This is a genomic window from Variovorax guangxiensis (genome assembly GCF_003952165.1).
Classification (GTDB): domain Bacteria; phylum Pseudomonadota; class Gammaproteobacteria; order Burkholderiales; family Burkholderiaceae_C; genus Variovorax; species Variovorax guangxiensis.
Window position 1 is genome coordinate 606,226 of sequence record NZ_RXFT01000001.1, and the last position, 23,095, is coordinate 629,320.

21 protein-coding genes are annotated in these 23,095 nt (G+C 68.3%); 3 read left to right on the forward strand and 18 right to left on the reverse strand.

The features are described from left to right. Positions 1-10: 10 nt before the first annotated feature. Positions 11-952, forward strand: coding sequence for a LysR family transcriptional regulator (locus tag EJP67_RS02955; RefSeq protein ID WP_126019236.1), 942 nt, complete (start codon positions 11-13; stop codon positions 950-952). Here the strand turns inward: EJP67_RS02955 and EJP67_RS02960 are convergent. Continuing rightward, positions 939-1,682, reverse strand: coding sequence for a TetR/AcrR family transcriptional regulator (locus EJP67_RS02960; protein WP_165909536.1), 744 nt, complete (start codon positions 1,680-1,682; stop codon positions 939-941). The two genes, EJP67_RS02955 and EJP67_RS02960, sit on opposite strands and share 14 nt — an antisense overlap. Positions 1,683-1,794: 112 nt before the next feature. Here EJP67_RS02960 and EJP67_RS02965 point away from each other — a divergent pair, with 112 nt between their 5' ends. Further along, a complete protein-coding gene (locus EJP67_RS02965; protein WP_126019241.1) occupies positions 1,795-3,105 on the forward strand; it encodes an aspartate aminotransferase family protein in 1,311 nt (436 codons plus the stop codon). On the opposite strand, the gene EJP67_RS02970 is transcribed toward EJP67_RS02965, so the two are convergent. The 9 genes from EJP67_RS02970 to EJP67_RS03015 form a co-directional block, all read right to left on the reverse strand. Beyond that, positions 3,102-4,184 (reverse strand): NAD(P)/FAD-dependent oxidoreductase, encoded by a 1,083-nt coding sequence (locus EJP67_RS02970; RefSeq protein ID WP_240650474.1) that lies wholly within the window; start codon positions 4,182-4,184, stop codon positions 3,102-3,104. The genes EJP67_RS02965 and EJP67_RS02970 overlap by 4 nt on opposite strands. Further along, the gene (gene fdxA / locus EJP67_RS02975; protein WP_126019243.1) at positions 4,142-4,471 is read right to left on the reverse strand and encodes a ferredoxin FdxA; all 330 of its coding nucleotides are present in this window, start codon (positions 4,469-4,471) and stop codon (positions 4,142-4,144) included. Before fdxA ends, EJP67_RS02970 begins: the two co-directional genes overlap by 43 nt. A gap of 44 nt (positions 4,472-4,515) precedes the next feature. Then, positions 4,516-5,856: a sulfate adenylyltransferase subunit 1 gene (locus EJP67_RS02980; RefSeq protein ID WP_126019245.1), complete on the reverse strand. Its 1,341-nt coding sequence runs from the start codon at positions 5,854-5,856 to the stop codon at positions 4,516-4,518. A gap of 115 nt (positions 5,857-5,971) precedes the next feature. Beyond that, positions 5,972-6,913: a sulfate adenylyltransferase subunit CysD gene (cysD, locus tag EJP67_RS02990; RefSeq protein ID WP_126019247.1), complete on the reverse strand. Its 942-nt coding sequence runs from the start codon at positions 6,911-6,913 to the stop codon at positions 5,972-5,974. Between the two features lie 43 nt (positions 6,914-6,956). Continuing rightward, a complete protein-coding gene (locus EJP67_RS02995; protein ID WP_126019249.1) occupies positions 6,957-7,577 on the reverse strand; it encodes a phosphoadenosine phosphosulfate reductase domain-containing protein in 621 nt (206 codons plus the stop codon). Between the two features lie 21 nt (positions 7,578-7,598). Then, on the reverse strand, positions 7,599-7,994 hold the full coding sequence (locus EJP67_RS03000) for a DUF934 domain-containing protein (protein ID WP_126019251.1): 396 nt from the start codon (positions 7,992-7,994) through the stop codon (positions 7,599-7,601). Beyond that, positions 7,991-9,769: a nitrite/sulfite reductase gene (locus EJP67_RS03005; protein ID WP_126019253.1), complete on the reverse strand. Its 1,779-nt coding sequence runs from the start codon at positions 9,767-9,769 to the stop codon at positions 7,991-7,993. Before EJP67_RS03005 ends, EJP67_RS03000 begins: the two co-directional genes overlap by 4 nt. Positions 9,770-10,052: 283 nt before the next feature. After that, the gene (locus EJP67_RS03010; RefSeq protein ID WP_126019255.1) at positions 10,053-11,021 is read right to left on the reverse strand and encodes a Bug family tripartite tricarboxylate transporter substrate binding protein; all 969 of its coding nucleotides are present in this window, start codon (positions 11,019-11,021) and stop codon (positions 10,053-10,055) included. A gap of 21 nt (positions 11,022-11,042) precedes the next feature. After that, entirely contained in the window at positions 11,043-12,380 is a 1,338-nt protein-coding gene (locus tag EJP67_RS03015; protein ID WP_126019258.1) for an arylsulfatase, read from the reverse strand. Between the two features lie 93 nt (positions 12,381-12,473). Between EJP67_RS03015 and EJP67_RS03020 the strand changes: the two genes are divergently transcribed. Next, positions 12,474-13,379, forward strand: coding sequence for a LysR family transcriptional regulator (locus EJP67_RS03020; RefSeq protein WP_126019260.1), 906 nt, complete (start codon positions 12,474-12,476; stop codon positions 13,377-13,379). 25 nt (positions 13,380-13,404) lie between these two features. Here the strand turns inward: EJP67_RS03020 and EJP67_RS03025 are convergent, their stop codons facing one another. From EJP67_RS03025 to EJP67_RS03060, 8 genes are all read right to left on the reverse strand, one after another. Next, the gene (locus EJP67_RS03025; protein ID WP_126019263.1) at positions 13,405-14,226 is read right to left on the reverse strand and encodes a M55 family metallopeptidase; all 822 of its coding nucleotides are present in this window, start codon (positions 14,224-14,226) and stop codon (positions 13,405-13,407) included. A 16-nt stretch (positions 14,227-14,242) separates the two neighbouring features. After that, a complete protein-coding gene (locus tag EJP67_RS03030; RefSeq protein ID WP_126019267.1) occupies positions 14,243-15,325 on the reverse strand; it encodes a P1 family peptidase in 1,083 nt (360 codons plus the stop codon). A gap of 18 nt (positions 15,326-15,343) precedes the next feature. After that, entirely contained in the window at positions 15,344-16,270 is a 927-nt protein-coding gene (gene gsiD / locus EJP67_RS03035; RefSeq protein ID WP_126019270.1) for a glutathione ABC transporter permease GsiD, read from the reverse strand. Between the two features lie 10 nt (positions 16,271-16,280). Continuing rightward, entirely contained in the window at positions 16,281-17,201 is a 921-nt protein-coding gene (gsiC, locus tag EJP67_RS03040; RefSeq protein WP_126019272.1) for a glutathione ABC transporter permease GsiC, read from the reverse strand. A gap of 125 nt (positions 17,202-17,326) precedes the next feature. Beyond that, positions 17,327-18,883 carry a glutathione ABC transporter substrate-binding protein GsiB gene (gsiB, locus tag EJP67_RS03045; RefSeq protein ID WP_126019275.1) on the reverse strand — a complete coding sequence of 519 codons (1,557 nt, stop codon included), beginning with the start codon at positions 18,881-18,883 and terminating at the stop codon, positions 17,327-17,329. A gap of 68 nt (positions 18,884-18,951) precedes the next feature. Further along, positions 18,952-20,829: a dipeptide ABC transporter ATP-binding protein gene (locus tag EJP67_RS03050; RefSeq protein WP_126019277.1), complete on the reverse strand. Its 1,878-nt coding sequence runs from the start codon at positions 20,827-20,829 to the stop codon at positions 18,952-18,954. Between the two features lie 41 nt (positions 20,830-20,870). Beyond that, entirely contained in the window at positions 20,871-21,851 is a 981-nt protein-coding gene (locus EJP67_RS03055; protein WP_126019279.1) for an isoaspartyl peptidase/L-asparaginase family protein, read from the reverse strand. After that, positions 21,848-22,825, reverse strand: coding sequence for a MurR/RpiR family transcriptional regulator (locus EJP67_RS03060; RefSeq protein WP_126019281.1), 978 nt, complete (start codon positions 22,823-22,825; stop codon positions 21,848-21,850). Before EJP67_RS03060 ends, EJP67_RS03055 begins: the two co-directional genes overlap by 4 nt. Between the last annotated feature and the right edge of the window lie 270 nt (positions 22,826-23,095).

The following is a 23,095-nucleotide window of genomic DNA, read 5'->3' on the forward strand; positions in this document are numbered from 1 at the left end:
GATATGAGATATGGCCCAACGTGATATCCGCAGCCTCGACGTCGGCATGCTGCGGACCTTCGACGCGCTGATGCGCGAGCGCAGCGTGTCGCGCGCGGCGACCCGGCTCTTCCTGAGCCAGCCTGCGGTGAGCGCCTCGCTCAACCGGCTGCGCGATACCTTCGGCGATCCGCTCTTCACCCGCACCGCGCACGGCGTGGAGCCCACCGCCCGCGCGCAGGCCCTGGCCGGGCAGGTAGAGCGCGTGCTGGCCGACCTGTCGGCGATGCTCGAGCCCGGCGAGGGCTTCGACCCTGCCGGGTCGCAGCGCATCTTCCGCATCTCGGGCGGCGACTACGCGAGCCACCTGCTGCTGCCGAGGCTGGCCAACGAGCTGGTGGCCTGCGGCTCGCGCGTGCGCATCTACTGGGAGACCAGCTCCTTCCTCACGCTGACCGAGCGGCTGCGCAAGGGCGACTTCGACATCGCCGTGCTGCCGCGGCTGCAGCCGCCGAGCGACTGCGAATCGGAACTGCTGTACGAGGACCGCTACGTGGTCGCGGTGCGGCTGGGCCATCCGACGATGACGCAGCAAGCCACGCTCGACGACTTCTGCGATGCGCCGCACGTTTTCCTGGGCTACGGCAGTTCGGCACTCGACGATCTCATCGACCAGGTGCTGGCGCGGCTGGGCCGCACGCGCACCATGAGCGTGGCCATGACCAGCTTCGGCCAGATCGTCGACCTGCTGGCGCAGACCGACCATGTCGCCGTGATGCCGCTGCGCGTGGCCGAGCGCTTCAGGCATCTGCTCGCGGTGCATCCGCTGCCCTTCGAGCTGCAGGGCTACCGCTCGGTGGTGTGCTGGAACCGGCGCTCCAACTCCGACGCCGGCGTGCTGTGGCTGAAGGACGCGCTGCTGCGCATCGGGCGCGACGCGCCGGCCGAAGGCGCGGCTGCTAGCGGGCTCTGATCCGGCGCGCGAAGGCTTCGAGCCCGTCGATGGTGATCTGGATATGGCGCTCGAAGCTGCTGTCCAGCGGCACCGTCGTGCCGTTGTCCCAGCGCAGGATGAAGGCCTTGTTGGCCAGCTGCGCGAGGTTGCGCGTGAGCACCGGGTGGTCGAGCGGGCGGATCGTGTGCACGCGTTCGCGCAGCTCCTCGGCCCAGGCCTGGGTGTTGTCGGCGGGCAGGGGCGAGAACTCCATCGTCAGGAAGCCCAGCATCGCGGCGACCACGCAGTTGTAGGCCTCCAGCAGCGCTTCGTCTTCGAAGCCGGCGTCGGCCAGCGTGGCGAGGATGCCTTCGACCAGCTCCATCGGCAGGCTGCCGTTGGACACCAGCTGCGCCCCCAGCAGCTGCGCCACGTTCGGATGGCGCCGCACGGCGGCACGGCAGCGGCGGAAGAGTTCGGCGATCCAGTCCTTCCAGACGAGCTTGCCGGGTGGCGGCGCGACCTCGGCCATGACCAGCGCCGCCACTTCGGCCAGCAGTGCCTCGCGCGTGCTCACGTGCCAGTGCACCGTGGCCGGGTAGACGTCGAGCCGGGCCGCCACCTCGCGCATGCTGAAGGCGCCCAGGCCGAATTCGTCGATCTGCGCGAGCGCCTCCTCGGCGATGCGCTGCTTCGTCAGGCCACCGCCGCCGGAGGGGCGGCCGGCAGTGCGGGGTTTCGGTGGCTTGGGGGGCGATTGCTTCGTCATGGTTGCAGCCATTGTGCGGCAGTCAGGTTGACTGTATAAACAAAATAAATTGAGCATCGAACAATAAATCGCGCTGCATGCGACGGGCGCACAACCTACGAAGGACATCGCCATGGCGCACGCCGACATCGACCAGGCCCTCGCAGCAGCGCACCTGCGCTTCACCGAAAGCAATCCCGCCAGCCTGCGCCAGTTCGAGGAGCAGGCGCGCTACATGCCAGGCGCCAACAGCCGTTCGGTGCTGTTCTATGCGCCGTTCCCGCTGACCATCGCGAAAGGCGAGGGCGCGACGCTGTGGGACGCCGACGGTCACCGCTATGCCGACTTCATCGCCGAGTACACGGCCGGCGTCTACGGCCATTCGGCGCCAGAGATCCGGGAGGCCGTCGTCGAGGCGATGAACAGCGGCATCAACCTCACAGGCCACAACCTGCTCGAAGGTCGGCTCGCCAGGCTCATCTGCGAGCGCTTTGCGCAGATCGAGCAGCTTCGCTTCACCAATTCCGGCACCGAGGCGAACCTGATGGCGCTGACGGCTGCGCTGCACTTCACCGGCCGCCGCAAGCTCGTCGTGTTTTCGGGCGGCTATCACGGTGGCGTGCTGGGCTTCGGCGCCAAGCCGCTGCCGACGACCGTGCCTTTCGACTTCCTGGTGCTGCCCTACAACGACGAGCAGACCGCGCGCGAGCAGATCGAAAAACACGGCCCCGAGATCGCCGCCATCCTCCTGGAGCCGATGCAGGGCGCGAGCGGATGCATTCCGGGCCGGCTGGAGTTCCTGCAGGCGCTGCGCGAATCGGCCACCCGCGTCGGCGCGCTGCTGATCTTCGATGAGGTGATGACTTCGCGCCTCGCGCCGCATGGGCTGGCGAACAAGCTGGGCATCCGCTCCGACCTGACCACGCTGGGCAAGTACATCGGCGGTGGCATGTCGTTCGGCGCTTTCGGCGGACGTGCCGACGTGATGGCGCTGTTCGATCCGCGCACCGGGCCGCTGGCCCATTCGGGCACCTTCAACAACAACGTGCTGACGATGGCAGCGGGCCATGCGGGGCTCACGAAGCTGTTCACGCCGGAGGCCGCGGGCGCACTGGCAGCGCGTGGCGATGCGATGCGGCAGCGGCTGAACGCACTGTGCGCAAGCGAGGGCGTCGCGATGCAGTTCACCGGCATCGGCTCGCTGATGAATGCGCATTTCGTGGGCGGCGAGGTGCGCAGCACCGACGACCTGGCACCGGTCGACGCCCGGCTGCGACAGCTGCTCTTCTTCCACCTGCTGAGCGAGGGCATCTACACCTCGCCGCGCGGCTTCGTCGTGCTGTCGCTGCCGCTGACCGATGCGGACATCGACAGCTACGTGGCCGCCATCGGCAGCTTCATCGGCGAATACCGGGCGCTGCTGCCCGGTGCCGCCAGGAACTAGCGGGAGCCGGCCACGCCCAGCAGCTCGTGCAGGCGGGTGCTGGTGGTCGTGTACTGCAGCGGAACGGCCTTGCCGGGGAACACGATGGCCGTGGCACCCCAGGCGGCCAGCGTGGCTTCATGGAAGCCGCAGACGATGAGCTTCTTCTTGCCCGGGTAGGTGTTGATGTCGCCCACCGCGAACACGCCGCGTTCGCGGGTTTCGTACTTCTCTGTGTCCACCGGCACCTGCTTGCGCTCCAGCTCCAGCCCCCAGTCGGCGATGGGGCCGAGGCGCGGCGAGATGCCCAGGCAGGCGACCAGCGCGTCCAGCGGCAGGTCGAGCGTGGTCGCGTCGGGCGTGGTGATCTGGAGCTGCTTGCCGTCGAAGGCCGTGGGCTGGCCGACCTGGAAGGCCATCTTGCTCGCGGCCACGAGGGCGCGCATGGCCGAAACGGTGGCTTCCTCGGCCTGGAAGCCGTCGCGCCGGTGCACCAGCGTGACCTGCTTGGCGATGGCGGTGAGCGCGATGGCGGTTTCGAGCGCGATGTCGTCGCCACCGTTGACCACCACCGTCTGCCCGGCGAAGCGGTCCAGCGAATCGGGGTGATAGAAGAGCGAGGAGCCCTCGAATTGCGCGATGCCTTCGACCGCGATGCGCTTGGGCACGAAGGCGCCGACACCGGCCGCGATGAACACCGTTTTGGCGAGGAATGATTTGCCCGCCGAAGTGGTGAGAAGCAGCCGCCCGTCGGCCTCGCGCGCCAGGGTGGAAACCTGTTCGCCGAAATGGAATTGCGGCTTGAAGGGCGCCACCTGCTGCAGCAGCGACTGCGCCAGGTCGCGCCCGCTGGTCACGGGCGTGCCGGGGATGTCGTAGATGGGCTTGTCGCCATACAGCGCCACGCACTGGCCGCCGGCGGCGGGCAGTGCATCGACCACGTGGCAGGAGATTTCGAGCAGGCCCAGCTGGAAGGCCTGGAACAGCCCCACGGGGCCGGCGCCGACGATCAGCGCGTCGGTCTCGATCGGGGAAACGGCAGGGGCGGCGGGCTGGTTCAGCGCACCAGCTCCCCGATCTTGTCCGTCTTGTCCTTCCACTCCTCGGCGTCGGGCAGGGCGGGCTTGCGCTTGGTGATGCTCTTCCAGCCGTCGGCCTGGGCCAGCTCGGCGTTGATCTTGATGAAGGCGATCTGGTTGGCCGGCAGGTCTTCCTCGGCGTAGATCGCGTTGACCGGGCACTCGGGGATGCACACCGCGCAGTCGATGCACTCGTCCGGGTCGATCACCAGCATGTTGGGACCTTCGCGGAAGCAGTCGACGGGGCAAACGTCCACGCAGTCGGTGTATTTGCAACGGATGCAGGCTTCGGAGACGACGTGGGTCATTTGTTTTCTGGCGTCAGTGGTGAGGTCGGGGAAAACCCGGGATTTTAGGCCTTTGCGGCGGAGGGCTGCACGAGCACGGCAGCGGCGGTCTTGTGGGAGGCCGTATCGACCAGCACCAGCGAGCCCAGGGCGCGCGATTGCGTGAAGGGCAGCACCGCCAGCGGCTGCTGCAGCGCCAGCACCACGTCGCCGATGGCGTTGGCCTCGATCTGCGTCGCGGGCTCCGATTCGAGCGTGGTGATGTTCACGCGATCGACGATGCGCGCGACCTTGGCCTTCACCCAGCGGTGGCCCTGCAGCGCCCAGTAGACGCGTCCCGCGACCAGCGGCTCGTCGTCGAGCCAGGCGACGGTGGCGGTGATCTCGCGCACCGGCTCGAAGGCGCCGGGCGCCAGCAGCCAGTCGCCACGCGACACGTCGACCTCGCGGTCCAGCACGATGCCGGCGCTGTGGCCCGCATGCACCGCCTTCGGCTGGCGCGTGTGGCTCAGCACTTGGGCGACGGTGGCGGTCTGGTTGCTCGGCAGCACGGTCACGCGCTGGCCCGGCTCCACGTGGCCCGAGGCGACGCGGCCCCAGAACACGCGGCGGCCCTGCGAGGTGTCGGCCGACGACGAGAACTTCTCGACCCACTGCACCGGGAAGGCGAAGGGCACGGCTTCGTCCTGCGCCGTCACCGGCAGGTCTTCGAGCAGCTCGAGCAGGCTGGGGCCTTCGTAGCCGACCCAGTCGGCATGGCGCGTCGCCACGTTCCAGCCCTTGAGCGCGGAGATCGGCACGATGGCCGCGACTTTCACGCCGGCCGCTTCGGCAAAGGCGTTCAGCGCGGTCGAGATGCGCTCGAAGGCCAGGCCGGCATCACCGATGGCGTCCAGCTTGTTGATGGCGAACACGATCGACTGCACGCGCAGCAGGTGGCACAGCAGCGTGTGGCGGCGCGTCTGCGGCAGCAGCTCGCGCTTGACCACGGTGCCGTCTTCCACCTCGGCGGCCCAGGCCAGCTTGGTCGCGTCGACCAGCACCACCGCGGCGTCGGCGGCCGATGCGGCCGTGACCATGTTGCGCGTGTACTGCTCATGGCCCGGCGCGTCGCCGATGATGAACTTGCGCCTGGCGGTCGAGAAGTAGCGGTACGCCACGTCGATGGTGATGCCTTGTTCGCGCTCGGCCGAAAGGCCGTCTGTCAGCAGGGCCAGGTCCGTCTCGCCGCCGCGCTGCACGCCGGCCAGCTGGTCCTGCAGCACGGTCTTGCTGTCGACCAGCAGTCGGCCGATGAGCGTGCTCTTGCCGTCGTCGACGGAGCCGCAGGTGATGAAGCGCAGGGCGGTGCCGGTGTCGCCGTGGACTTCGGCGGGCGAGGCGTTTGAAATGACAGCAGCGTTCATTGAGTGATTCTCCAATTCGTGGAACACCGCGGAACCGGCTCTGCCGGGCCGCTGGTGTTGCCCCCTTCGAGGGGGTGGGCGTAGCGACACGAAGTGCGCGAAGCCTGGGGGTGGGTCAGAAGTACCCGTCTTTCTTGCGCTTCTCCATGGAAGCTTCCGAAGTCATGTCGTCCATGCGGGTGGCGCCGCGCTCGCTCACGTCGACCGACAGCGTCTCGAGCACCACGTCGCTCGCGTCGGCCGCCAGGCTTTCCACCGGGCAGGTGGTGGTGATGTCGCCCACGGTGCGGAAGCGCACGTCGCGCACCTGCACCGTCTCGCCGTCGCGAGCGGGGGTCAGCCCGGTCACCGGCACCAGCAGGCCGCGGCGCTCCACCACTTCGCGCTTGTGCGTGTAGTAGATCGAGGGCAGGCCGACTTCCTCGCGGGCGATGTACTGCCACACGTCGAGTTCGGTCCAGTTCGAGATCGGGAACACGCGGAAGTGCTCGCCCGGGGCCAGCCGGGTGTTGAACAGCGTCCACAGCTCGGGGCGCTGGTCCTTGGGCTGCCATTGGCCGAAGCTGTCGCGGTGCGAAAAGATGCGCTCCTTGGCGCGCGCTTTTTCCTCGTCGCGACGGGCGCCGCCGATCAGCGCATCGAAGCGGAATTCTTCAATCGCTTCCAGCAGCGTCACCGACTGGTGCGCGTTGCGCGACTCGCCCGGGTGCGCAAGGCGCACGGTGCCGCGCTTCATCGAGTCTTCGACGCTGCGCACGATGAGTTCTGCGCCCAGTTCCTTCGCGCGGCGGTCGCGGTACTCCGTGACCTCGGGGAAGTTGTGGCCGGTGTCGATCATCAGCAGCGGGTAGGGAATGCGGCCGACGCCGAAAGCCTTCTCCGCGCACTTCAGCAGCACCAGCGAGTCCTTGCCGCCCGAGAACAGCAGGGTGGGGCGCTCGAAGGCGGCCGCCACTTCGCGCAGGATGAAGATGGTTTCTTCCTCCAGCGCGTCGAGGTGCGTGTTGGACAGGTGCGCCGGCGGCAGCAGCAGTTCGGTTTCGGTACGTGCGTTCATCGGAGATGGGGCTGAATGCGGTAGGTCGGTGCGGTGCAGGGGCTCAGTGCGCGAGATGCAGTCCGCACTCGCGGTTGTCTTCGCCCTTGGTCGGGTCGACGTAGTCGAAGTTGTTGGGCAGGCCGTGCTTCACGCAGTACTCGTGCAGGTCCTTGGAAGACCAGTGCAGCAGCGGCGCGACCTTGATCAGCCCGTCGGGGTTGATGCTGACCGGGTCCATCTGCGCGCGCACGGCCGTGTCGGTGGCGCGCAGCGCGGTGAACCACACCTTCGGCGCCGTCTCACGCAGGGCGCGCGCGAAGGGCTCCAGCTTCACCTCTTCGGTGAATGCGGCGTGGCGCGGGTCGTCCAGCGCGGGCGTCGGGCCTTCCACCGCCTCGCGATGGGCGCGCGAGCGGCGCGGCAGGTAGATGTGCAGGTCCAGACCCAGCTGCTTCGTCACTTCGTCGGCGAAGCGGTAGGTGGCTTCGGTGTTGTAGCCGTTGTCCATCCACACCACCGGCACGTCGCGCTTCACCTGCGTGACCAGGTGCAGGATCACCGCCTCGAAGGGCCGGAAGTTGGTGGTGACGATGGCCGGCTGGCCCAGGCCGAGTGCCCAGTCCACCAGGCCCTGCGCGTTGCGGCCGAGTTCGGCGTTGATGCGTTCGATGTCGATGCTCATGTGCGGTGCTTTCCTGCGCTCTCAGTTGCCGGCCGCGAAGTGCGGCGCGGTCTTCACCGCGTCGCCCTGGTAGAAGGAAGCGAAGCGGTCGAACTGGCGCTGCGCGTCGGTGGCGTCCACGCCTTCCTTGAGCACGGCGCTGGAGAAGCCGGTGCGCTCCATCTGCACGAGCTGGTCGATCAGCACGTCGCCGGTGGCGCGGATGTCGCCGGTGAAGCCCAGGCGGCGGCGCAGCAGGAAGGCCTGGCTGTAGGCGCGGCCGTCGGTGAACTTCGGAAAGTGCAGGTCGATGCGCTCGATGTCGGCCAGGCACTCCTCGATGGCGAGCGGGTCGGCGTCGTTGGCCAGCTGCAGCACCTTCGGGTCGCCGTCGTCGACGTGCTCTTCCGCCGAGAGAATGTTCAGGGTCTTCTTCATGCTGCTTCCTCCACCTTGAAACGTGCACCGTTGGCGGCGGCCTTGAACGCGTCGTGGCCGACGCGGCGCAGCGTGTCGATGAAGTTCTCGCCGCTTTCGCGGGTGTCGCGGTAGGTGTTGAGCACGGCCTCGATCACGCCGGGCACTTCTGCCGCCGAGAACGAGGGGCCGACCACCTTGCCGGCCTGCGGTGTGCCGCTGAGCGCGGAGCCATCGGAGCCGCCGAGGGTGACCTGGTACCACTCCTTGCCGTCCTTGTCGACGCCGAGGATGCCGATGTGGCCGCTGTGGTGGTGGCCGCACGAGTTGATGCAGCCGCTGATGTGCAGGTCGATCTCGCCCAGGTCGTCGAGCTCGTCGAGGTCCTGGTAGCGCTCGGTGATGGCTTCGGCCACCGGAATGGAGCGCGCATTGGCCAGCGCGCAGAAGTCGCCGCCGGGGCAGGCGATCATGTCCGTCAGCAGGTGCACGTTGGCGCTGGCGAAGCCGGCGGCGCGGGCTGCGATCCACAGCGCGTGCAGGTCTTCGGCATGCACCCAGGGCAGCAGCACGTTCTGGTCGTGCGTCACGCGGGCTTCGCCGGCCGAGAAGCGGTCGGCGAGCTCGGCGATGGTGTCGAGCTGGTCGGCCGAGGCGTCGCCGGGCGCCTGCTTCAGGCGCTTGAACGACAGCGTCACGGCGCGCAGGGCCGGGTTCTTGTGCGGCGCCACGTTGCGCGCCAGCCAGCGGGCGAACTGCACGTCGTCGGCGGCGTGGTGGCGCAGCTCGGCGTCGGTCTTCTCGGCGCTCTGCAGCACGCGGGTGGCGAGCGCGGGCGGCACGAAGGATGCGGCCACGCGGTCGTACTCTTCCTGCGTGATGGTGTGCGGCGCGCCGTCGTGCTCGAGGATCTGCTTGTACTCGGCCTCGACATCGTCGATGTAGCGCTGCCCCTCGGCCTTCACCAGGATCTTGATGCGAGCCTTGTAGATGTTGTCGCGCCGGCCGTAGCGGTTGTAGACGCGGATCACGGCCTCGAGGTAGTTCATGATCTGCTGCCACGGCAGGAACTCGCGCAGCACCGTGCCCACGATGGGCGTGCGGCCCATGCCGCCGCCCACCTGCACGCGGAAACCGATCTCGCCGGCTTCGTTCTTCACCACGTGCAGGCCCACGTCGTGCCAGCCGGTGGCGGCGCGGTCCTCGGTGGCGCCGGTGATGGCGATCTTGAACTTGCGCGGCAGGAACGCGAACTCGGGGTGCAGCGTGCTCCACTGGCGCATGATTTCCGCGAACGGACGCGGATCGGCCACCTCGTCGACGGCGATGCCGGCGCGCTCGTCGCTCGTGATGTTGCGGATGCAGTTGCCGCTGGTCTGGATGCCGTGCATGTCGACCGAAGCCAGCAAGTCCATCACGTCGGCCGACTTGGCCAGCGGAATCCAGTTGTACTGGACGTTCTGGCGGGTCGTGAAGTGGGCGTAATGGGTGGGCAGCTTGTGGCTGCCGAGCAGGCCCTGCGTCTCGATGGCCTTCTTGTAGACCTCCGCCTCGGGCTCGTCGTATTCGCGGGCGATGCGGGCCAGCACGCGCAGCTGGCGGCTCGACAGTTCGCCGTAGGGCACGGCCACGCGCAGCATCGGCGCGTAGCGCTGCACGTACCAGCCGTTTTGCAGGCGCAGGGGGCGGAACTCGTCTTCGGCGAGCTTGCCCTTCTGCCAGCGCTCGAGCTGGTCGCGGAATTGGGCAGCCCGCTGGTGGACGAACTGGCGGTCGAATTCTGTGTATTGGTACATCGTGCGTTTGTCTTGAGGGAAGTGCGGTGCCGCGCGCGTAGCGGGTACCCCAGCAAGAAGGCGCGATTGTCCAAGTGCTCCTTATGGAACCAAACTATTTTTTGGTTCGCGCTTTATGCGGATAAGCTTATTCGCCAGTATCCATGCGGGTTTCCGGACGGTTTGATGCTTATTCCGGATAAGGCGAGGCAGCCGGAGCGAAGAGTCCGGCAAGGCGTTTCCGGGCACGCGCCTGCCCGGTGGCGGAAAGACGGAGGGCCGGGCAGCGCCGGCCGTCATCCGCTCAATCCAGCGGCAGATCGGCCTTCTTCGCCAGCGTCTGCCAGCGCTGGAGTTCCTGCACCACGAAGGCCGTGGTCTGCTCCGCCGTGGCGGGAGCCGGCGTCACGCCCGCGGCCGCGTAGCCCGACTGCACCTCGGGCTTCTGCAGCGCCTGCGCAATCGCCGCGTTGAGCGCGCGCACCCGCTCGGCCGGCACGCCCGCGGGCGCGGCCACCACGAACCACTGGTCCGCGTCGAAACCGGGCAGGCCGGCTTCGCGCAGCGTGGGCACATCGGGCAGCGCAGGCGAGCGCGTGGCAGTGGTCACGCCGTACGCATGCAGCTTGCCCGACTTGATGTGCGGCAGCACCGGCGTGATGCCGAGCATGCCCAGTTGCACCTGCCCGCCGACCACATCGGTGACGGCCTGGCTGCCGCCCTTGTAGGGCACGTGGACGATCCGCGTGCCGGCGATCTGGTTCATCAGCTCGCCGGCCAGGTGCTGGCTGGTTCCGTTGCCGGACGATGCGAAGCTGAAGGCCTTCGGGTCCTTGCCGGCGGCGAGCAGCGCGGCCAGCGTGGGCGGCATCGGGCTGGCCGTGGTGCCCACCAGCACCATCGGCCCCTTGGCCAGCGTGGCCACGCCGGTCAGTTCCTTGCCGATCCGGGGCACGGGCATGCTGGTCAGGATCGGCCCGGGAATGGTGACGACCGTCAGCCCGTCATGCGGTGCCCGTGCGGCCGCCTGCAGAGCGATGGCGCCCGCGGCGCCGGGCCGGTTGTCGACTACCACCGGCTGGCCGAGCGCCTGCTCGACGTGGCGCGCCACGAGGCGGGTCAGGATGTCCACGCTGCCGCCGGCCGGCTGGCCGACCAGCCAGGTCAGCGGGCGGGCACCTTGGGCAAAGAGGCGGGGAGAGGCCGCGAGCGCGACGGCGCCACCCAGGGCGGCCATTGCATGACGACGGGAGACGGAAGGCATCTTGTTCATGGGAGCTCGCTGTTCATCAGGTTAGTCGTCAAGCTGGCCGGGCGGCGTGTTCGGATGCCGCGCGAAGCTGTCCTGGAACGCCTTCACCAGCTTGAGCACCGGCCCCAGCACCCAGGTGTTGTAGACCAGCACGTCGGTCGTCTCCTTCGGGTCGCGGGTGGTGTTGAAGAGGTAAGGCGACTCCAGCTTGCCCTTGCCTTCGTTGACCTCGGGCTCCCAGTAGAAGTGCAGCTTCCAGTCGCGCCATTTCACTGCCCGCAACTCGTTCTTTATGTAGAAGGGAAAGCCCTCGCGGGCCGACTTCTCCTGCTCGCCCAGCAGGAAGGGCAGTTGGTCCACGCCGTCGATAGGCCTGTCCTGCGGCAGCTCGGCACCGGCCACGCCCGCCAGGGTGGTGAAGAGGTCGGTCACGTGCACGATCTCGTTGCTCACCCGGCCGGTTGCGATGCGGCCCGGCCAGCGCGCGATGAAGGGCACCCGCAGGCTGCCTTCCATGGCGGTGTGATAGGTGCCGCTCCAGGGGCCGGCCGTGCCCCGGTAGGGGGCGCGGAACTCGGGGCCGTTGTCGCTGCAGAAGATCAAAAGCGTGTCTTCGGCCGCGCCCAGTTCGTCGAGCGCGCGCACCACCTGGCCCACGCGGTGGTCCATCTCCACCATCGAATCGGCGAAGTCGCCCGCGCCCGTGCGGCCGGCGAACTCGGCGTGCGGCAGCGTGGGGAAATGCAGGTGCACCAGCGGCAGATAGAGAAAGAAGGGCTTGCCGGCCTCGCGCTGGCGCCGCATGAAGCCGATGGACATGTCGACCAGGTCGGCGTCGATCTGCCGCCGCGCCTCCAGGTCGTACACCTTCACGCCTTCCGAGGGCTCGCCGCTGCGGCCGCGCATGATCCAGGGCAGCTCCACCACGCTGGGGTCGAAGCCCACCGTCGAGGTGAACTGGCTCTCGTCCGTGGTGCGCGGAATGCCGTACCACTCGTCGAAGCCTCGGTCCGACGGAAAGCGCCCCGGCACGTCGCCCAGGTGCCACTTGCCGTAGTGCGCGGTGGCATAGCCCCGGGCAGAGAGCAGCTGGGCCAGCGTGATCTCGCGCCGCGTCAGCCCCTGCGGAAGGCCCGGCGGCACCGACTGCAGGCAGCCGGTGCGGATCGGGTGGCGCCCGCTCATCAGCGCGGAGCGGGTCGGCACGCAGTCGCTCTCCACATTGAAGTTCTGCAGCAGCAGGCCCTGCTTTGCGAGGGCGTCGATGTTCGGCGTGGGTGCGCCGCGCAGCGCGCCGCCGCCGTAGCAGCCCAGCTCGCCCCAGCCGAGGTTGTCGGCGACGATGAGCACGATGTTGGGAGAGGAGGAGGGTGAGGGCACGGCGATGGGCTCCGGGATTGGCGTTTTCGGAATCTAAGTGCCGATGTCTCCCAGACTCATTCCCAAGTCATCACTGAGTCATAAACTCGGGGAATGTCCCTGTCGATGCGCGATGTCCAGTATTTCCTCGCCGTGGCCAAGACCGGCCTGCTTTCCGCCGCGGCCGACGAGCAGGGCGTGACCCAGCCCGCCTTGACCAAGGCCGTGCGCCGGGTCGAGGGCGAGTTCGGGCTGCAGCTGTTCGAGCGCAGCGCGCGCGGCATGGTGCTGACTTCGGCCGGGCAGCGGGTCGCCGAACAGGTGCGGCGCCTGCAGGCCGACTACGCCGACACCGTGTTGCTGGCCAACGAGATGCGGGCGCAGCAGGCCGGGCTGCTGCGCGTGGGCGTGACCGACACCACCTCGGGCAACCGCGTCGCCGCTGCGTTGGGCACGCTGCTGAACCAACGCCCGGGGCTGCGGGTGCGCCTGCGCGTCGACCGCTCCGACACGCTGGCCACACTCGTGCGCGAAGGCGAGCTCGACCTGGCGCTGGTGCCCGCCTACGAGGGCCAGCCGCTGGATGCCGAGCGCACCAAGGTCGACAACGACCCGATGCTGCCGCTGGTGCGAACCGGCCATCCGCTGACGCAGCGCTCGCGCGTCTCGCTGGCCGATGTCACGGCCTACGGATGGATCTCGGGCCCGGCCACGTCGGCCGCCTTCAAGGCGATCACCGACATCTTCGCGCGCAACAACCTCGCTGCGCCCCGGGTCGTGATGGAAGTGCCGTTCGCGTCCGAGCTGAACCTGTCGGTGCTGGCCGCGACCGATCTGGTCACGCTGGTGCCGCGCTCTTTCATGCGGCATGCCGACGACAGCCGCTTCGCGGTGCTGCCAGTGCCGGCACTTCGCGTGCCGCGCGCGGTTGTGCTGCTTTCGCGCCCGGGCTCATCGTGGTCGCCGCTGATGCAGGCGCTGCGCGACAGCCTGCTGGCGCTCAAGGCCGCGTCGGCCTGAGTTGTTTGGATGGGGTCGTCGCGCCTCAGCGCAGCATCGACGACATCGCCGAGCAGCAGTTCAGCATGCGCACGGCCGCCTCCACCGTCGGCGCGGTGAAGCGCAGGGTGACGCCGTCCACGCGCTCGAAGCTCGGCCACTGGCAGAACAGGTCGGCCAGCGCGGAGGTCTGGGCGCGCAGCGTCACCGTCTGCGGCCCTTCGAAGACGAGCGGCTTGGCATTCGCGCGGGCCGCCAATGCTTCTTCCACGCCCGCACGGATCGCCCGGCGCGACTGCTCGGGCGAGAGCGACACGCCGCTGGTGCAGCCCGTGGCCTTCTTCGTCTCGACGAAGGTGGCGTGCGGGAAGAGCGGGCGGTTCTCGGCGATGAACACGTCGTCGCCGCTGGCCATCACCACCGGCACGCCGTATTCGCCGGCCAGCGCGCCGTAGAGCCCGGCCTCGCCCAGTTCCTCGCCGCCGAGCGAGATGCCCGCGAACGCGAAGCTGTTGATGGTGTGCGCGAGAATGCCGCGCCCCTGCGCGCGCGAGTGGTAGCCGACCATGCAGACGGCGTCCACGCCGCCTTCTTCCACGCCCGCCACCATGCTCAGGTAGCGCGGCTTGCCCTGGATCACGCGGGCGCGCGCGTCGAGCAAATCCGGCGGCATGTTGCGGAAGCCGCCGTGCGAATCGTTCACCAGCACCTCGGTCGCGCCCGCGTCGAAGGCGCCGGCGATGGCGGCGTTGGCCTCGTGCGTCATCAGCAGCCGCGCGCGCTCGTATTCGGGGTTGCCCGCGCGCACCTGCTCGGAGTGATAGACGCCGGCGACGCCTTCGATGTCGGTGGAGATCAGGACTTTCATGGGTGAAGGCTCGCGCTCAGGCGTGGTTTGAGAAGAGGGTGGAGGCGGGCAGCACGTCGGCCAGCGAGGCGCGGTGGTTGCCGTCGCGGCCGGTGACGGCGGTGGCGCGCCACAGGGCATGGATGATCGCCTGCTCGGTGCTGTCGGCCGCGGCCTGGAACAGGCCGTCGAGCAAACCGTCGTGCAGCATCGCCACGGCGGGCATCGGCCGCTCGACGCTGTCGGGCACGGTGTAGGCGGTGGAGAAGGCCAGCACGATGTCGCCGCTGCCGTGCCCGAAGACCGAGCCCGTGCGGGCCAGCCCGGCACCGGCGCGCAGCGCGAGGCGGCGCAGCTGGCGCGCGTCCAGCGGCGCGTCGGTGGCCACCACGATGATGATCGAGCCCTTCTCGGCCTCGTTCACCGCCGGCAGGCTGCGTTCGGCCTGCAGCGCGGCGAGCCGTTCGCCCACGGCGTGGCCGGCCAGCAGCAGCTGCGGCTGGCGCCCGTAGTTCGCCAGCACCAGCGCGCCGACCGTGTGGCACAGGCCCTCGCGCGCCGACACCCGCCGCGATGCGCTGCCGATGCCGCCCTTGAGCTGGAAACTCGACATGCCGCGCCCCGCGCCGACCGAGCCCTGCTCGAAGTTAGGGGTGGCGCCGGCCAGCGCGTGCAGGTAGTCGGCCTCGCTCACGGCCATGCGCTGGATGTCGTTGAGAAAGCCGTCGTTGCACTCGAACACCAGCGGATTGACCGTGGGCAGCGTGCGTCCGCATTCGGGGTTGTCGGCCACGCAGCGGCGGATCTGCGCCGCCGCCACCGCGCCGACCGAGAAGGTGTTCGTCAGCGCGATGGGCGTTTCGAGCACGCCCAGTTCTTCGACCTGCATCAGCCCGACACTCTTGCCGAAGCCGTTGAGCACCGCCACGGCGGCCGGCACCTTGTCGCGGAAGAGATCGCCCGCGTGCGGACGGATGACGGTCACGCCCGTCTGCACGGGGCCGTCGGCCAGCGTGCGGTGGCCGACGGTGACGCCTGCGACGTCGGTGATGGCGTTGCGTTCGCCCTGGAGCAGGCTGCCGATGAAGGGGAGGGAGGCCTGCTGCTTGCTGGAAGACATGAAGAAGGAAAACCGGATTTACTGGCGGTCGATCTTCGGATCGAGCGCGTCGCGCAGTGCATCGCCCAGCAGGTTGAAGGCGAGCACGGTGAAGAAGATGGCCAGGCTGGGGAAGAGCGCCACGTGCGGCGAGGTCACCATGTCGGCGCGGGCCTCGCTGAGCATCGCGCCCCATTCGGGCGTCGGCGGCTGCGCGCCCATGCCCAGGAACGAGAGGCTGGCGGCCGTGATGATCGAGGTGCCCACGCGCATCGAGAAATACACCACGATCGATGAGATGGTGCCCGGCAGGATGTGCCGCACGATGATGGTCCAGTCCGAGGCGCCGATGCTGCGCTCGGCCTCGATGTAGGTCTGCTGCTTCAGCACCAGCGTGTTGCCGCGCACGAGGCGCGCGAAGGCCGGCACGCTGAACACCGACACAGCCACCACCACGTTGGTCATGCTGCTGCCCAGGATGGCCACCACGCCCAGCGCCAGCAGGATGCCGGGGAAGGCGAAGAGCACGTCCGAGATGCGCATCACGATGCGGTCCCACCAGCCTTCGTAGTAGCCCGCCAGCAGGCCGAAGGCCGTGCCGACGATGCCGCCCAGCACCACCGACAGGAAGCCCGCCATCAGCGAGATGCGCGCGCCCATCAGGATGCGGCTGAAGATGTCGCGGCCCAGCGGGTCGACGCCGAACCAGTGCGCGGCCGAAGGGCCGGTGTTCAGCATGTCGTAGTCGAAGAAGTTCTCCGGATCGAAGGGCACGATCCACGGCGCGAACACCGCGACGAACACCAAGAGCAGCACGAAGGCCGCCGCGACGATGCCCACGGGCTGCTTCTTGAAGCGGCGCCAGCATTCGCCCCAGGGGGTGCGGACCTTGCCGGCGGTCTGCACGGCAGTCACTGCAGGAGATGGAATGGTTTCGGCAGGCACGCCGGAAGCTTGTTGCGTCATGGCTGCTTGCTCACTTGTATCGAATAGTCGGGTTGATGTAGCCATAGAGCACATCCACCACCAGGTTGATCAGGATGAATTCGAGCGAGAACAGCAGCACCAGCGTCTGGATCACGGGGTAGTCGCGCATCTGCACCGCGTCGACCAGCAGGCGGCCGAGGCCGGGCCAGTTGAACACCGCCTCCACAAGAATGGAGCCGCCCAGCAGGAAGCCGAACTGCAGGCCCATCATCGTCACCACCGGAATGAGCGCGTTGCGCAGGCAGTGCTTGATGATCACTGCGCGCTCGCGCACGCCCTTGGCGCGCGCGGTGCGCACGAAGTCCTCCTGGATCACCTCGACGAAGGAGGCCCGCGTGAAGCGCGCCATCACGGCCGCCACGGCCGCGCCCAGGGTGATGGAGGGCAGGATGTAGTGCTTCCAGCTGCTGGCGCCCACCGTGGGCAGCCATCCGAGCTGGACCGAGAAGATCTGCATCAGCAGCATGCCGAGCGCGAATGCGGGAAAGGAGATGCCCGAAACCGCGAGCGTCATGCCCAGCCGGTCGGGCCACTTGTTGCGGTACACGGCCGAGACGATGCCGATGGCCATGCCGAAGATCACCGCCCACACCATGCTGGTGATGGTCAGCATCACCGTCGGGAAGAAGCGCTCGCCGATCTCGGTAGCCACCGGCCGCCGCGTGCGGATGGAGGTGCCGAAGTCGCCCTGCAGCATGTGGGTGAAGAAGTTCACGAACTGCTGCGGCAGCGGCTTGTCCAGCCCGAGCTCCGCGCGGACCATGGCCACGGTCTGCTCGTCGGCGTCCTGGCCGGCGGCGAGACGCGCCGGATCGCCGGGCAGCATGTGGACGAACAGGAACACCAGCACCGCCACGATGAGCAGCGTGGGGATCAGGCCCAACAGTCGTTTGAGGAAGTAATTCAGCATGGCATCAGAAAACAGTCACCCTCATCCGGGGAACACCGCGGAACCGGCTTTGCCGGGCCGCAGGTGTTGCCCCCGGCGAGGGGGTTGGCGAAGCGACACGAAGTGCGCGAAGCCTGGGGGAGTACTTAGTTCGACACGGCGATGGCGTCGATGTTGATGTTGCCGTCAGGCATCACGAACACGCCCGACAGACGCTTGGCGTGCGCCGACAGGTTCTGCTCGGTGATCATCGGCACGCGCGGCAGGTCCTTGCGGATCTCTTCCTGCGCGGTCTTGTACAGCGCGGCGCGTTCCTTCTCGTCGGTGGTCACCAGCGCCTTGGCCAGCGAGCTGTCGACCACCTCGCTCTTGTAGAACGACATGTTGTTCAGCTTCGGAGCCCAGGCTTCCGAGGCGAACAGCGGGCGCAGGCCCCAGTCGGCCTCGCCGGTCGACGACGACCAGCCGGTGTAGTACATGCGGACCTTGGCCGTCTTCGGATCGGGCCATGCATCCACCTGCTCGGTGCGCTGGCCCACTTCGAGCGCCTGCACCTGCAGCTTGATGCCGATCTGCGCGAGCTGCTGCTGCACGAACTGGATCGTCTTCTGCGAGGTCGTGTTGTTGTAGGCGCTCCACAGCACCGACTCGAAGCCGTCGGGGTAGCCGGCTTCCTTCATCAGCTCCTTGGCCTTCTTCAGGTCGTAGGGAATGGGAGCCATCTTCTCGGCGTACTTCACGCCCTGTGGCAGCACGCCCTGCGCCGGGAAGGCATAGCCGCCGAACGCCACCTTGGCCAGCGCCTCCTTGTTGATGGCGTAGCCGATGGCCTCGCGCACCTTCGGGTTGTCGTAGGGCTTCTGCAGCATGTTGAATGCCAGGAAGCGCGTGATGATCGAGGGCGTTGCCACCACTTCGAGCTTGTCGCTCTTCTTCAGCAGCTCGGCCTGCTCATAGGGAATGGGGAATGCGAAGTCGGCCTCGCCGGTCTGCAGCATCGCGGCGCGCGTGTTGTTCTCTAGCACCGGCTTCCACGAGATGTTGTCGACCTTCGGGTAGCCCTTCTTCCAGTAGCCGTCGAACTTCTTGGCCTTGACGGCCTCGGTCTGCTTCCACTCGACGAACTCGAAGGGGCCCGTGCCCACGGGGTGGAAGGCGATGTCCTTGTTGCCCCACTTCTTCAGCGCGGTGGGCGAGATCATGGCGGCCGATGCGTGGGCCAGCGAGTTGATGAAGGGGCCGAAAGGCTCCTTCAGCGTGATGCGCACGGTGCTCGGGTTGACCACCTCGACCTTGCTCACGCGGTTGAACTGGTTGTAGCGCAGCAGCTTGTTGTCCTGGTTCAGCACGCGGTCGAGCGTGAACTTCACCGCGTCGGCGTTGAAGTCGGTGCCGTCGTGGAACTTCACGCCGGTGCGCAGCTTGATCGTGTAGACCAGGCCGTCCTTCGACACCTCGTAGCCCTCGGCGAGCACGTTCTGCACCTTCAGGTCCTTGTCGAACTGGAACAGGCCTTCATAGAAGGTCTTGGTCACGGCCGTGGTGATGGTGGTGTTGGTGTTGTACGGGTCCAGCGTTTCCGGCTGGTAGCCGATGGACAGCACCACGTCTTTCGCGGCCAGTGCCGTGCCCGAGGCGGCCAGCGCGGCCAGGCCCAGCAGTGCGGATGCCCATCGCAGGGAGGAGGAAGCTTGTTGCGTCATGGAAGAACTCCAGTCGGTTCGAGGAAAAAAGCAGGAGGGCCTGCGGGTTGAAAAAATTGATTGACCGTTCAGAACGCACCGCCGATGGCGTGCTGCGCGACGAAGTGACCCGGCGCGACCTGCACCAGCGGCGGCACCACGGGCTCGTCGCCCACGGCGCGGATCGGGCTGGGAATCTCGCCTTCGAGCAGCGCGCGCGGCTTGTGGCGGCGCGACGGGTCGGCCACCGGCACCGCGGCCATCAGCTTGCGCGTGTAGGGGTGCTGCGGCGCCTCGAACACCGCGCGGCGCGGGCCGATCTCGACGATCTGGCCCAGGTACATCACGGCCACCCGGTGGCTGATGCGCTCCACCACCGCCATGTCGTGCGAGATGAAGAGGAAGGCCACGCCCAGCTCGCGCTGCAGGTCGAGCATCAGGTTGACGATCTGCGCCTGGATGGACACGTCCAGCGCCGACACCGATTCGTCGGCCACCACCACCTTGGGGTTGAGCGCCAGTGCCCGCGCGATGGCAATGCGCTGGCGCTGGCCGCCCGAGAACTCGTGCGGATAGCGCTGCGCAGCCTCGGGCGGCAGGCCCACCTTCTGCAGCAGCCAGTCGACGCGCTGCTGCGCCTCGGCGCCCTTGGCGATGTTGTGGATGAGCAGCGGCTCCATGATCGAGAAGCCCACCGTCACGCGCGGATCGAGCGAGGCGAACGGGTCCTGGAAGATGAACTGGATGTTGCGGCGAAGCGCCTGCAGCTCGCGCGTGGGCAGCTCGCGGATGTTCTTGCCGCCGAACTCGATCGCGCCGCTCTGGCTCTCGACCAGGCGCAGCAGCGAGCGGCCGGTGGTTGACTTGCCGCAGCCCGATTCGCCCACCAGCGCCAGCGTTTCGCCGGGGTACAGGTCGAAGCTGATCTTCTCCACCGCATGCACGCGGCGCTTCACGCGGCCGAAGAGGCCGCTGCGCACGTCGAAGCGCGTGACGAGGTCGCGCACGCGCAGGATCGGGCCGGCGTCGGCGCGCACGGTGTCCTGCGGCGTGACTTGGCCGGACGCCGCGGTGTCGGCGCTGGCCTCGGTGCGCAGCAGTTCGAACTTGGCCGGCAGGTCGGTGCCCTGCATCGCGCCCAGTTTCGGCACGGCCGACAGCAGCGCGCGGGTGTAGGGGTGCCGAGGCGCTGCGAACACGTCGTCGGAGACGCCTTCTTCCACCTTGTCGCCGCGGAACATCACCAGCACGCGGTCGGCGATCTCGGCCACCACGCCCATGTCGTGCGTGATGAAGAGCACGCCCATGTGCATCTCCTTCTGCAGTTCGCGGATGAGCTGGAGGATCTGCGCCTGGATGGTCACGTCCAGCGCGGTGGTCGGTTCGTCGGCGATCAGCAGCTGCGGCTTGCACGACAGCGCCATGGCGATCATCACGCGTTGGCGCATGCCGCCCGAGAGCTGGTGCGGGAAGCGGTCGAGCACGTTGCGCGCCTCGGGAATGCGCACCAGCTCCAGCATGCGCAGGGCTTCGGCGCGCGCGGCCGCATCGCTCTTGCCCTGGTGGATGCGGATGGCCTCGGCGATCTGGTCGCCGGCGGTGAACACCGGGTTCAGCGATGTCATCGGCTCCTGGAAGATCATCGCGATGTCCGCGCCGCGGATGTTGCGCATGGCGCTGTCGCGCGCCTGCGCCAGGTCGAGCACCTCGCCGTTGCGGCGGCGGAACATCATGCTGCCGTTCAGGATGCGGCCGCCGCCGTGCTCCACCAGGCGCATCAGCGCGAGCGAGGTCACCGACTTGCCCGAACCCGATTCGCCCACCACCGCAAGCGTTTCGCCGTGGTCGACATGGAAGGACAGCTTCTTGACGGCATCGACCGTGCGCTCGGAAGTCGAGAAGCGAACGGTGAGGTCGTCGACGGCGAGAACGCGGCCGTCCGGCAGGGCGAGGGAAGGGGTGGACATGGGAGTGCGAGGAAAAGAGGGGGCTGCGAGCGCGTACGGCGTCAGGCGAAGATGGCCGTGAGGGGCGCTTCGTTGCCGCGCGCGTGGCCGCGGTACATGCCTTCGCTGTTGAAGGCCAGGCTCAGGTTGCCGTGGCGGTCCACGGCGATCAGCCCGCCGGAGCCGCCGACGGCCGGCAGCGACTGCTGCACCACGGCGTGCGTGGCGGCTTCGAGCGTCGCGCCGCCGTAGGCCATGCGCGCGCACACGTCGTAGGCGGCGGCGACGCGGATGAACATCTCGCCGCTGCCGGTGCACGACACGGCGGCCGTGCGGTCGTCGGCGTAGGTGCCGGCCCCGATGAGCGGCGAATCGCCGATGCGGCCGACGCGCTTGTTGGTCATGCCGCCGGTGGAGGTGGCGGCGGCCAGGTGGCCGTGCATGTCGAGCGCGACCGCGCCGACTGTGCCGAACTTCTTGTCCTCGTCGAGCGGGGACGGAGTTGCTGCTGCAGCCGCCGCCATCGTCGCGCCTTCATGGTCCGTCACCACGCGGCCCGTGCCGCGCACGCGGTAGAGCTGCTGGCGGCGCGCCTCGGTGGAGAAGAACGAAGGCTCGACCATCTCCAGCCCGCGTTCGCGCGCGAATGTCTCGGCGCCGGCACCGGCCAGCAGCACATGGGCGCCGTCTTCGAGCACGGCGCGCGCGGCGCGCACCGGGCGGCGGATGTGGCACACGCCCGCGATCGCGCCGGCGGCGAGCGTGGTGCCGTCCATCACGGCTGCGTCGAGCTCGTGGGTTTCGTCGTGCGTGAACACCGCGCCGTGGCCGGCGTTGAAGAGCGGACACTCCTCGAGCAGCTCCACCGCGAGGCAGGCGGCATCGAGCGCGGAGGCGCCCTTGAGCAGCATCGCCTGTGCGGCGGCCACGATGTTCTTCAGAGCATCGTGATAGGCCTGCGCCTGTTCCGCGCTCGTCGTTGCGGCGCTGATGGTGCCGGCGCCGCCATGGATGGCGATCACGGGCACATGGGTCTGGGTCATCGGGAAGCTTTCTTCTTCTTGCTGCCCGCGCCGCTGGGGGCGGGGGCATCGGGTGTCTGGGGTGCTGCCGCGGCGGTTCCGCTGATGCGCTGCAGGCCGTTGGCGCCATGCAGCCAGGGGCGCACAGCCTGCAGGATGCGGCCGGCCGACTGCACAGGGTCGGGCGCGCGCAGCGACACCGCGCTGGTCAGCGCCTCGATCAGCGCGAGCACGCTGGTCTCGCAGTTCGGGCGGTAGCTGGTTTCGGTCTGGCAGAACAGCGCCACGTCGGCCAGCGGCGCCAGCGGCGAGCTGGGCCGGTCGGTGAGGGCGATGACGGCGCAGCCCTGGCCGCGCGCGATCTGCGCGAGCGAAATGGTGTCCGTCAGGTAGCGCGGAAAGGTCAGGCCGATGAACACGTCCTGCGGCCCCGCGTGCATCAGCGTGCGCGCCGCATGCGTGACGCCGCTCACGCTGGAGAGCATGCGCACGTCGCTGCAGCTGCCGTCCAGCCCGTGCTGCAGCAGCCCCGCGAGCCACGCGCTCGCGCCGAAGCCGCCGATATAGACCGAGCGCGCCTTGCCGATGCGTTCCACCGCGGCTTCGCAGGCGGCGTAGTCCAGCGTCTGGCGCGTCGCGTCGATGTTGCGGCGGCTCTCGTCGAGCGCGGTGGCGAACACCTCGGCCACCGTGGTCGGCCGCTCCAGGTTGCCGCGCAGCCGCTCGACCGGCGCCACCAGCGGCTCGAAGCCGCGCACGAGCTCGGCCCGGAAGGTGGCGTAGCCGTCGAAATCCAGCGCCCGCGCAAAGCGGTTGGCCGTGGCCACCGACACGCCCACCACCGCTGCCAGCTCATCGATGGGCAGTGTGGCGACCTGCAGCGGATGCTCCAGCACGTAGTCGGCCACCTGCCGGTGCGAGCGCGACAGCCGTGGCAAGGCCTGCGCGATGCGCTGGGCCACGGTGGTGCCTGGGGAGTCGAAAGTGGTGCTCATGGAGGGTGCAATGCGCCCGAAAGTGTGCGTTTTTTGAAAACCGGTTTACAAATATAAGTCAGAGAAGAAAATTTTCTGTCATTTTTGATCGTTGCTGCAAGTAGCGGGCCAGGGATGAAGGGGATTCGGGAGGTGTAGAGGCGCACCGTTTCCCTCGTGGAGGGAACGCCCGGGCCGGTGACGGCGTGGTCTCTAGGTATTTTCCCTGATGTCGCTGATTTGCGCCGGCTGAAGGCCCGACTCGTCAAAATCCTCGGCAAATGAGGGATC

Excerpts from the sequence above, each read along its gene's own strand:
- fdxA (WP_126019243.1), bottom strand. The coding sequence starts at position 4,471 with ATGACCCACGTCGTCTCCGAAGCCTGCATCCGTTGCAAATACACCGAC.
- EJP67_RS03060 (WP_126019281.1), bottom strand. The coding sequence starts at position 22,825 with ATGAGCACCACTTTCGACTCCCCAGGCACCACCGTGGCCCAGCGCATC.
- EJP67_RS03005 (WP_126019253.1), bottom strand. The coding sequence starts at position 9,769 with ATGTACCAATACACAGAATTCGACCGCCAGTTCGTCCACCAGCGGGCT.
- EJP67_RS03025 (WP_126019263.1), bottom strand. The coding sequence starts at position 14,226 with ATGAAAGTCCTGATCTCCACCGACATCGAAGGCGTCGCCGGCGTCTAT.
- EJP67_RS02960 (WP_165909536.1), bottom strand. The coding sequence starts at position 1,682 with ATGACGAAGCAATCGCCCCCCAAGCCACCGAAACCCCGCACTGCCGGC.
- EJP67_RS03050 (WP_126019277.1), bottom strand. The coding sequence starts at position 20,829 with ATGTCCACCCCTTCCCTCGCCCTGCCGGACGGCCGCGTTCTCGCCGTC.
- EJP67_RS03000 (WP_126019251.1), bottom strand. The coding sequence starts at position 7,994 with ATGAAGAAGACCCTGAACATTCTCTCGGCGGAAGAGCACGTCGACGAC.
- EJP67_RS02995 (WP_126019249.1), bottom strand. The coding sequence starts at position 7,577 with ATGAGCATCGACATCGAACGCATCAACGCCGAACTCGGCCGCAACGCG.
- EJP67_RS03055 (WP_126019279.1), bottom strand. The coding sequence starts at position 21,851 with ATGACCCAGACCCATGTGCCCGTGATCGCCATCCATGGCGGCGCCGGC.
- EJP67_RS02980 (WP_126019245.1), bottom strand. The coding sequence starts at position 5,856 with ATGAACGCTGCTGTCATTTCAAACGCCTCGCCCGCCGAAGTCCACGGC.
- gsiC (WP_126019272.1), bottom strand. The coding sequence starts at position 17,201 with ATGCTGAATTACTTCCTCAAACGACTGTTGGGCCTGATCCCCACGCTG.
- EJP67_RS03010 (WP_126019255.1), bottom strand. The coding sequence starts at position 11,021 with ATGAACAAGATGCCTTCCGTCTCCCGTCGTCATGCAATGGCCGCCCTG.
- EJP67_RS02955 (WP_126019236.1), top strand. The coding sequence starts at position 11 with ATGGCCCAACGTGATATCCGCAGCCTCGACGTCGGCATGCTGCGGACC.
- EJP67_RS03020 (WP_126019260.1), top strand. The coding sequence starts at position 12,474 with ATGTCCCTGTCGATGCGCGATGTCCAGTATTTCCTCGCCGTGGCCAAG.
- gsiD (WP_126019270.1), bottom strand. The coding sequence starts at position 16,270 with ATGACGCAACAAGCTTCCGGCGTGCCTGCCGAAACCATTCCATCTCCT.
- EJP67_RS03030 (WP_126019267.1), bottom strand. The coding sequence starts at position 15,325 with ATGTCTTCCAGCAAGCAGCAGGCCTCCCTCCCCTTCATCGGCAGCCTG.
- cysD (WP_126019247.1), bottom strand. The coding sequence starts at position 6,913 with ATGAACGCACGTACCGAAACCGAACTGCTGCTGCCGCCGGCGCACCTG.
- gsiB (WP_126019275.1), bottom strand. The coding sequence starts at position 18,883 with ATGACGCAACAAGCTTCCTCCTCCCTGCGATGGGCATCCGCACTGCTG.
- EJP67_RS02965 (WP_126019241.1), top strand. The coding sequence starts at position 1,795 with ATGGCGCACGCCGACATCGACCAGGCCCTCGCAGCAGCGCACCTGCGC.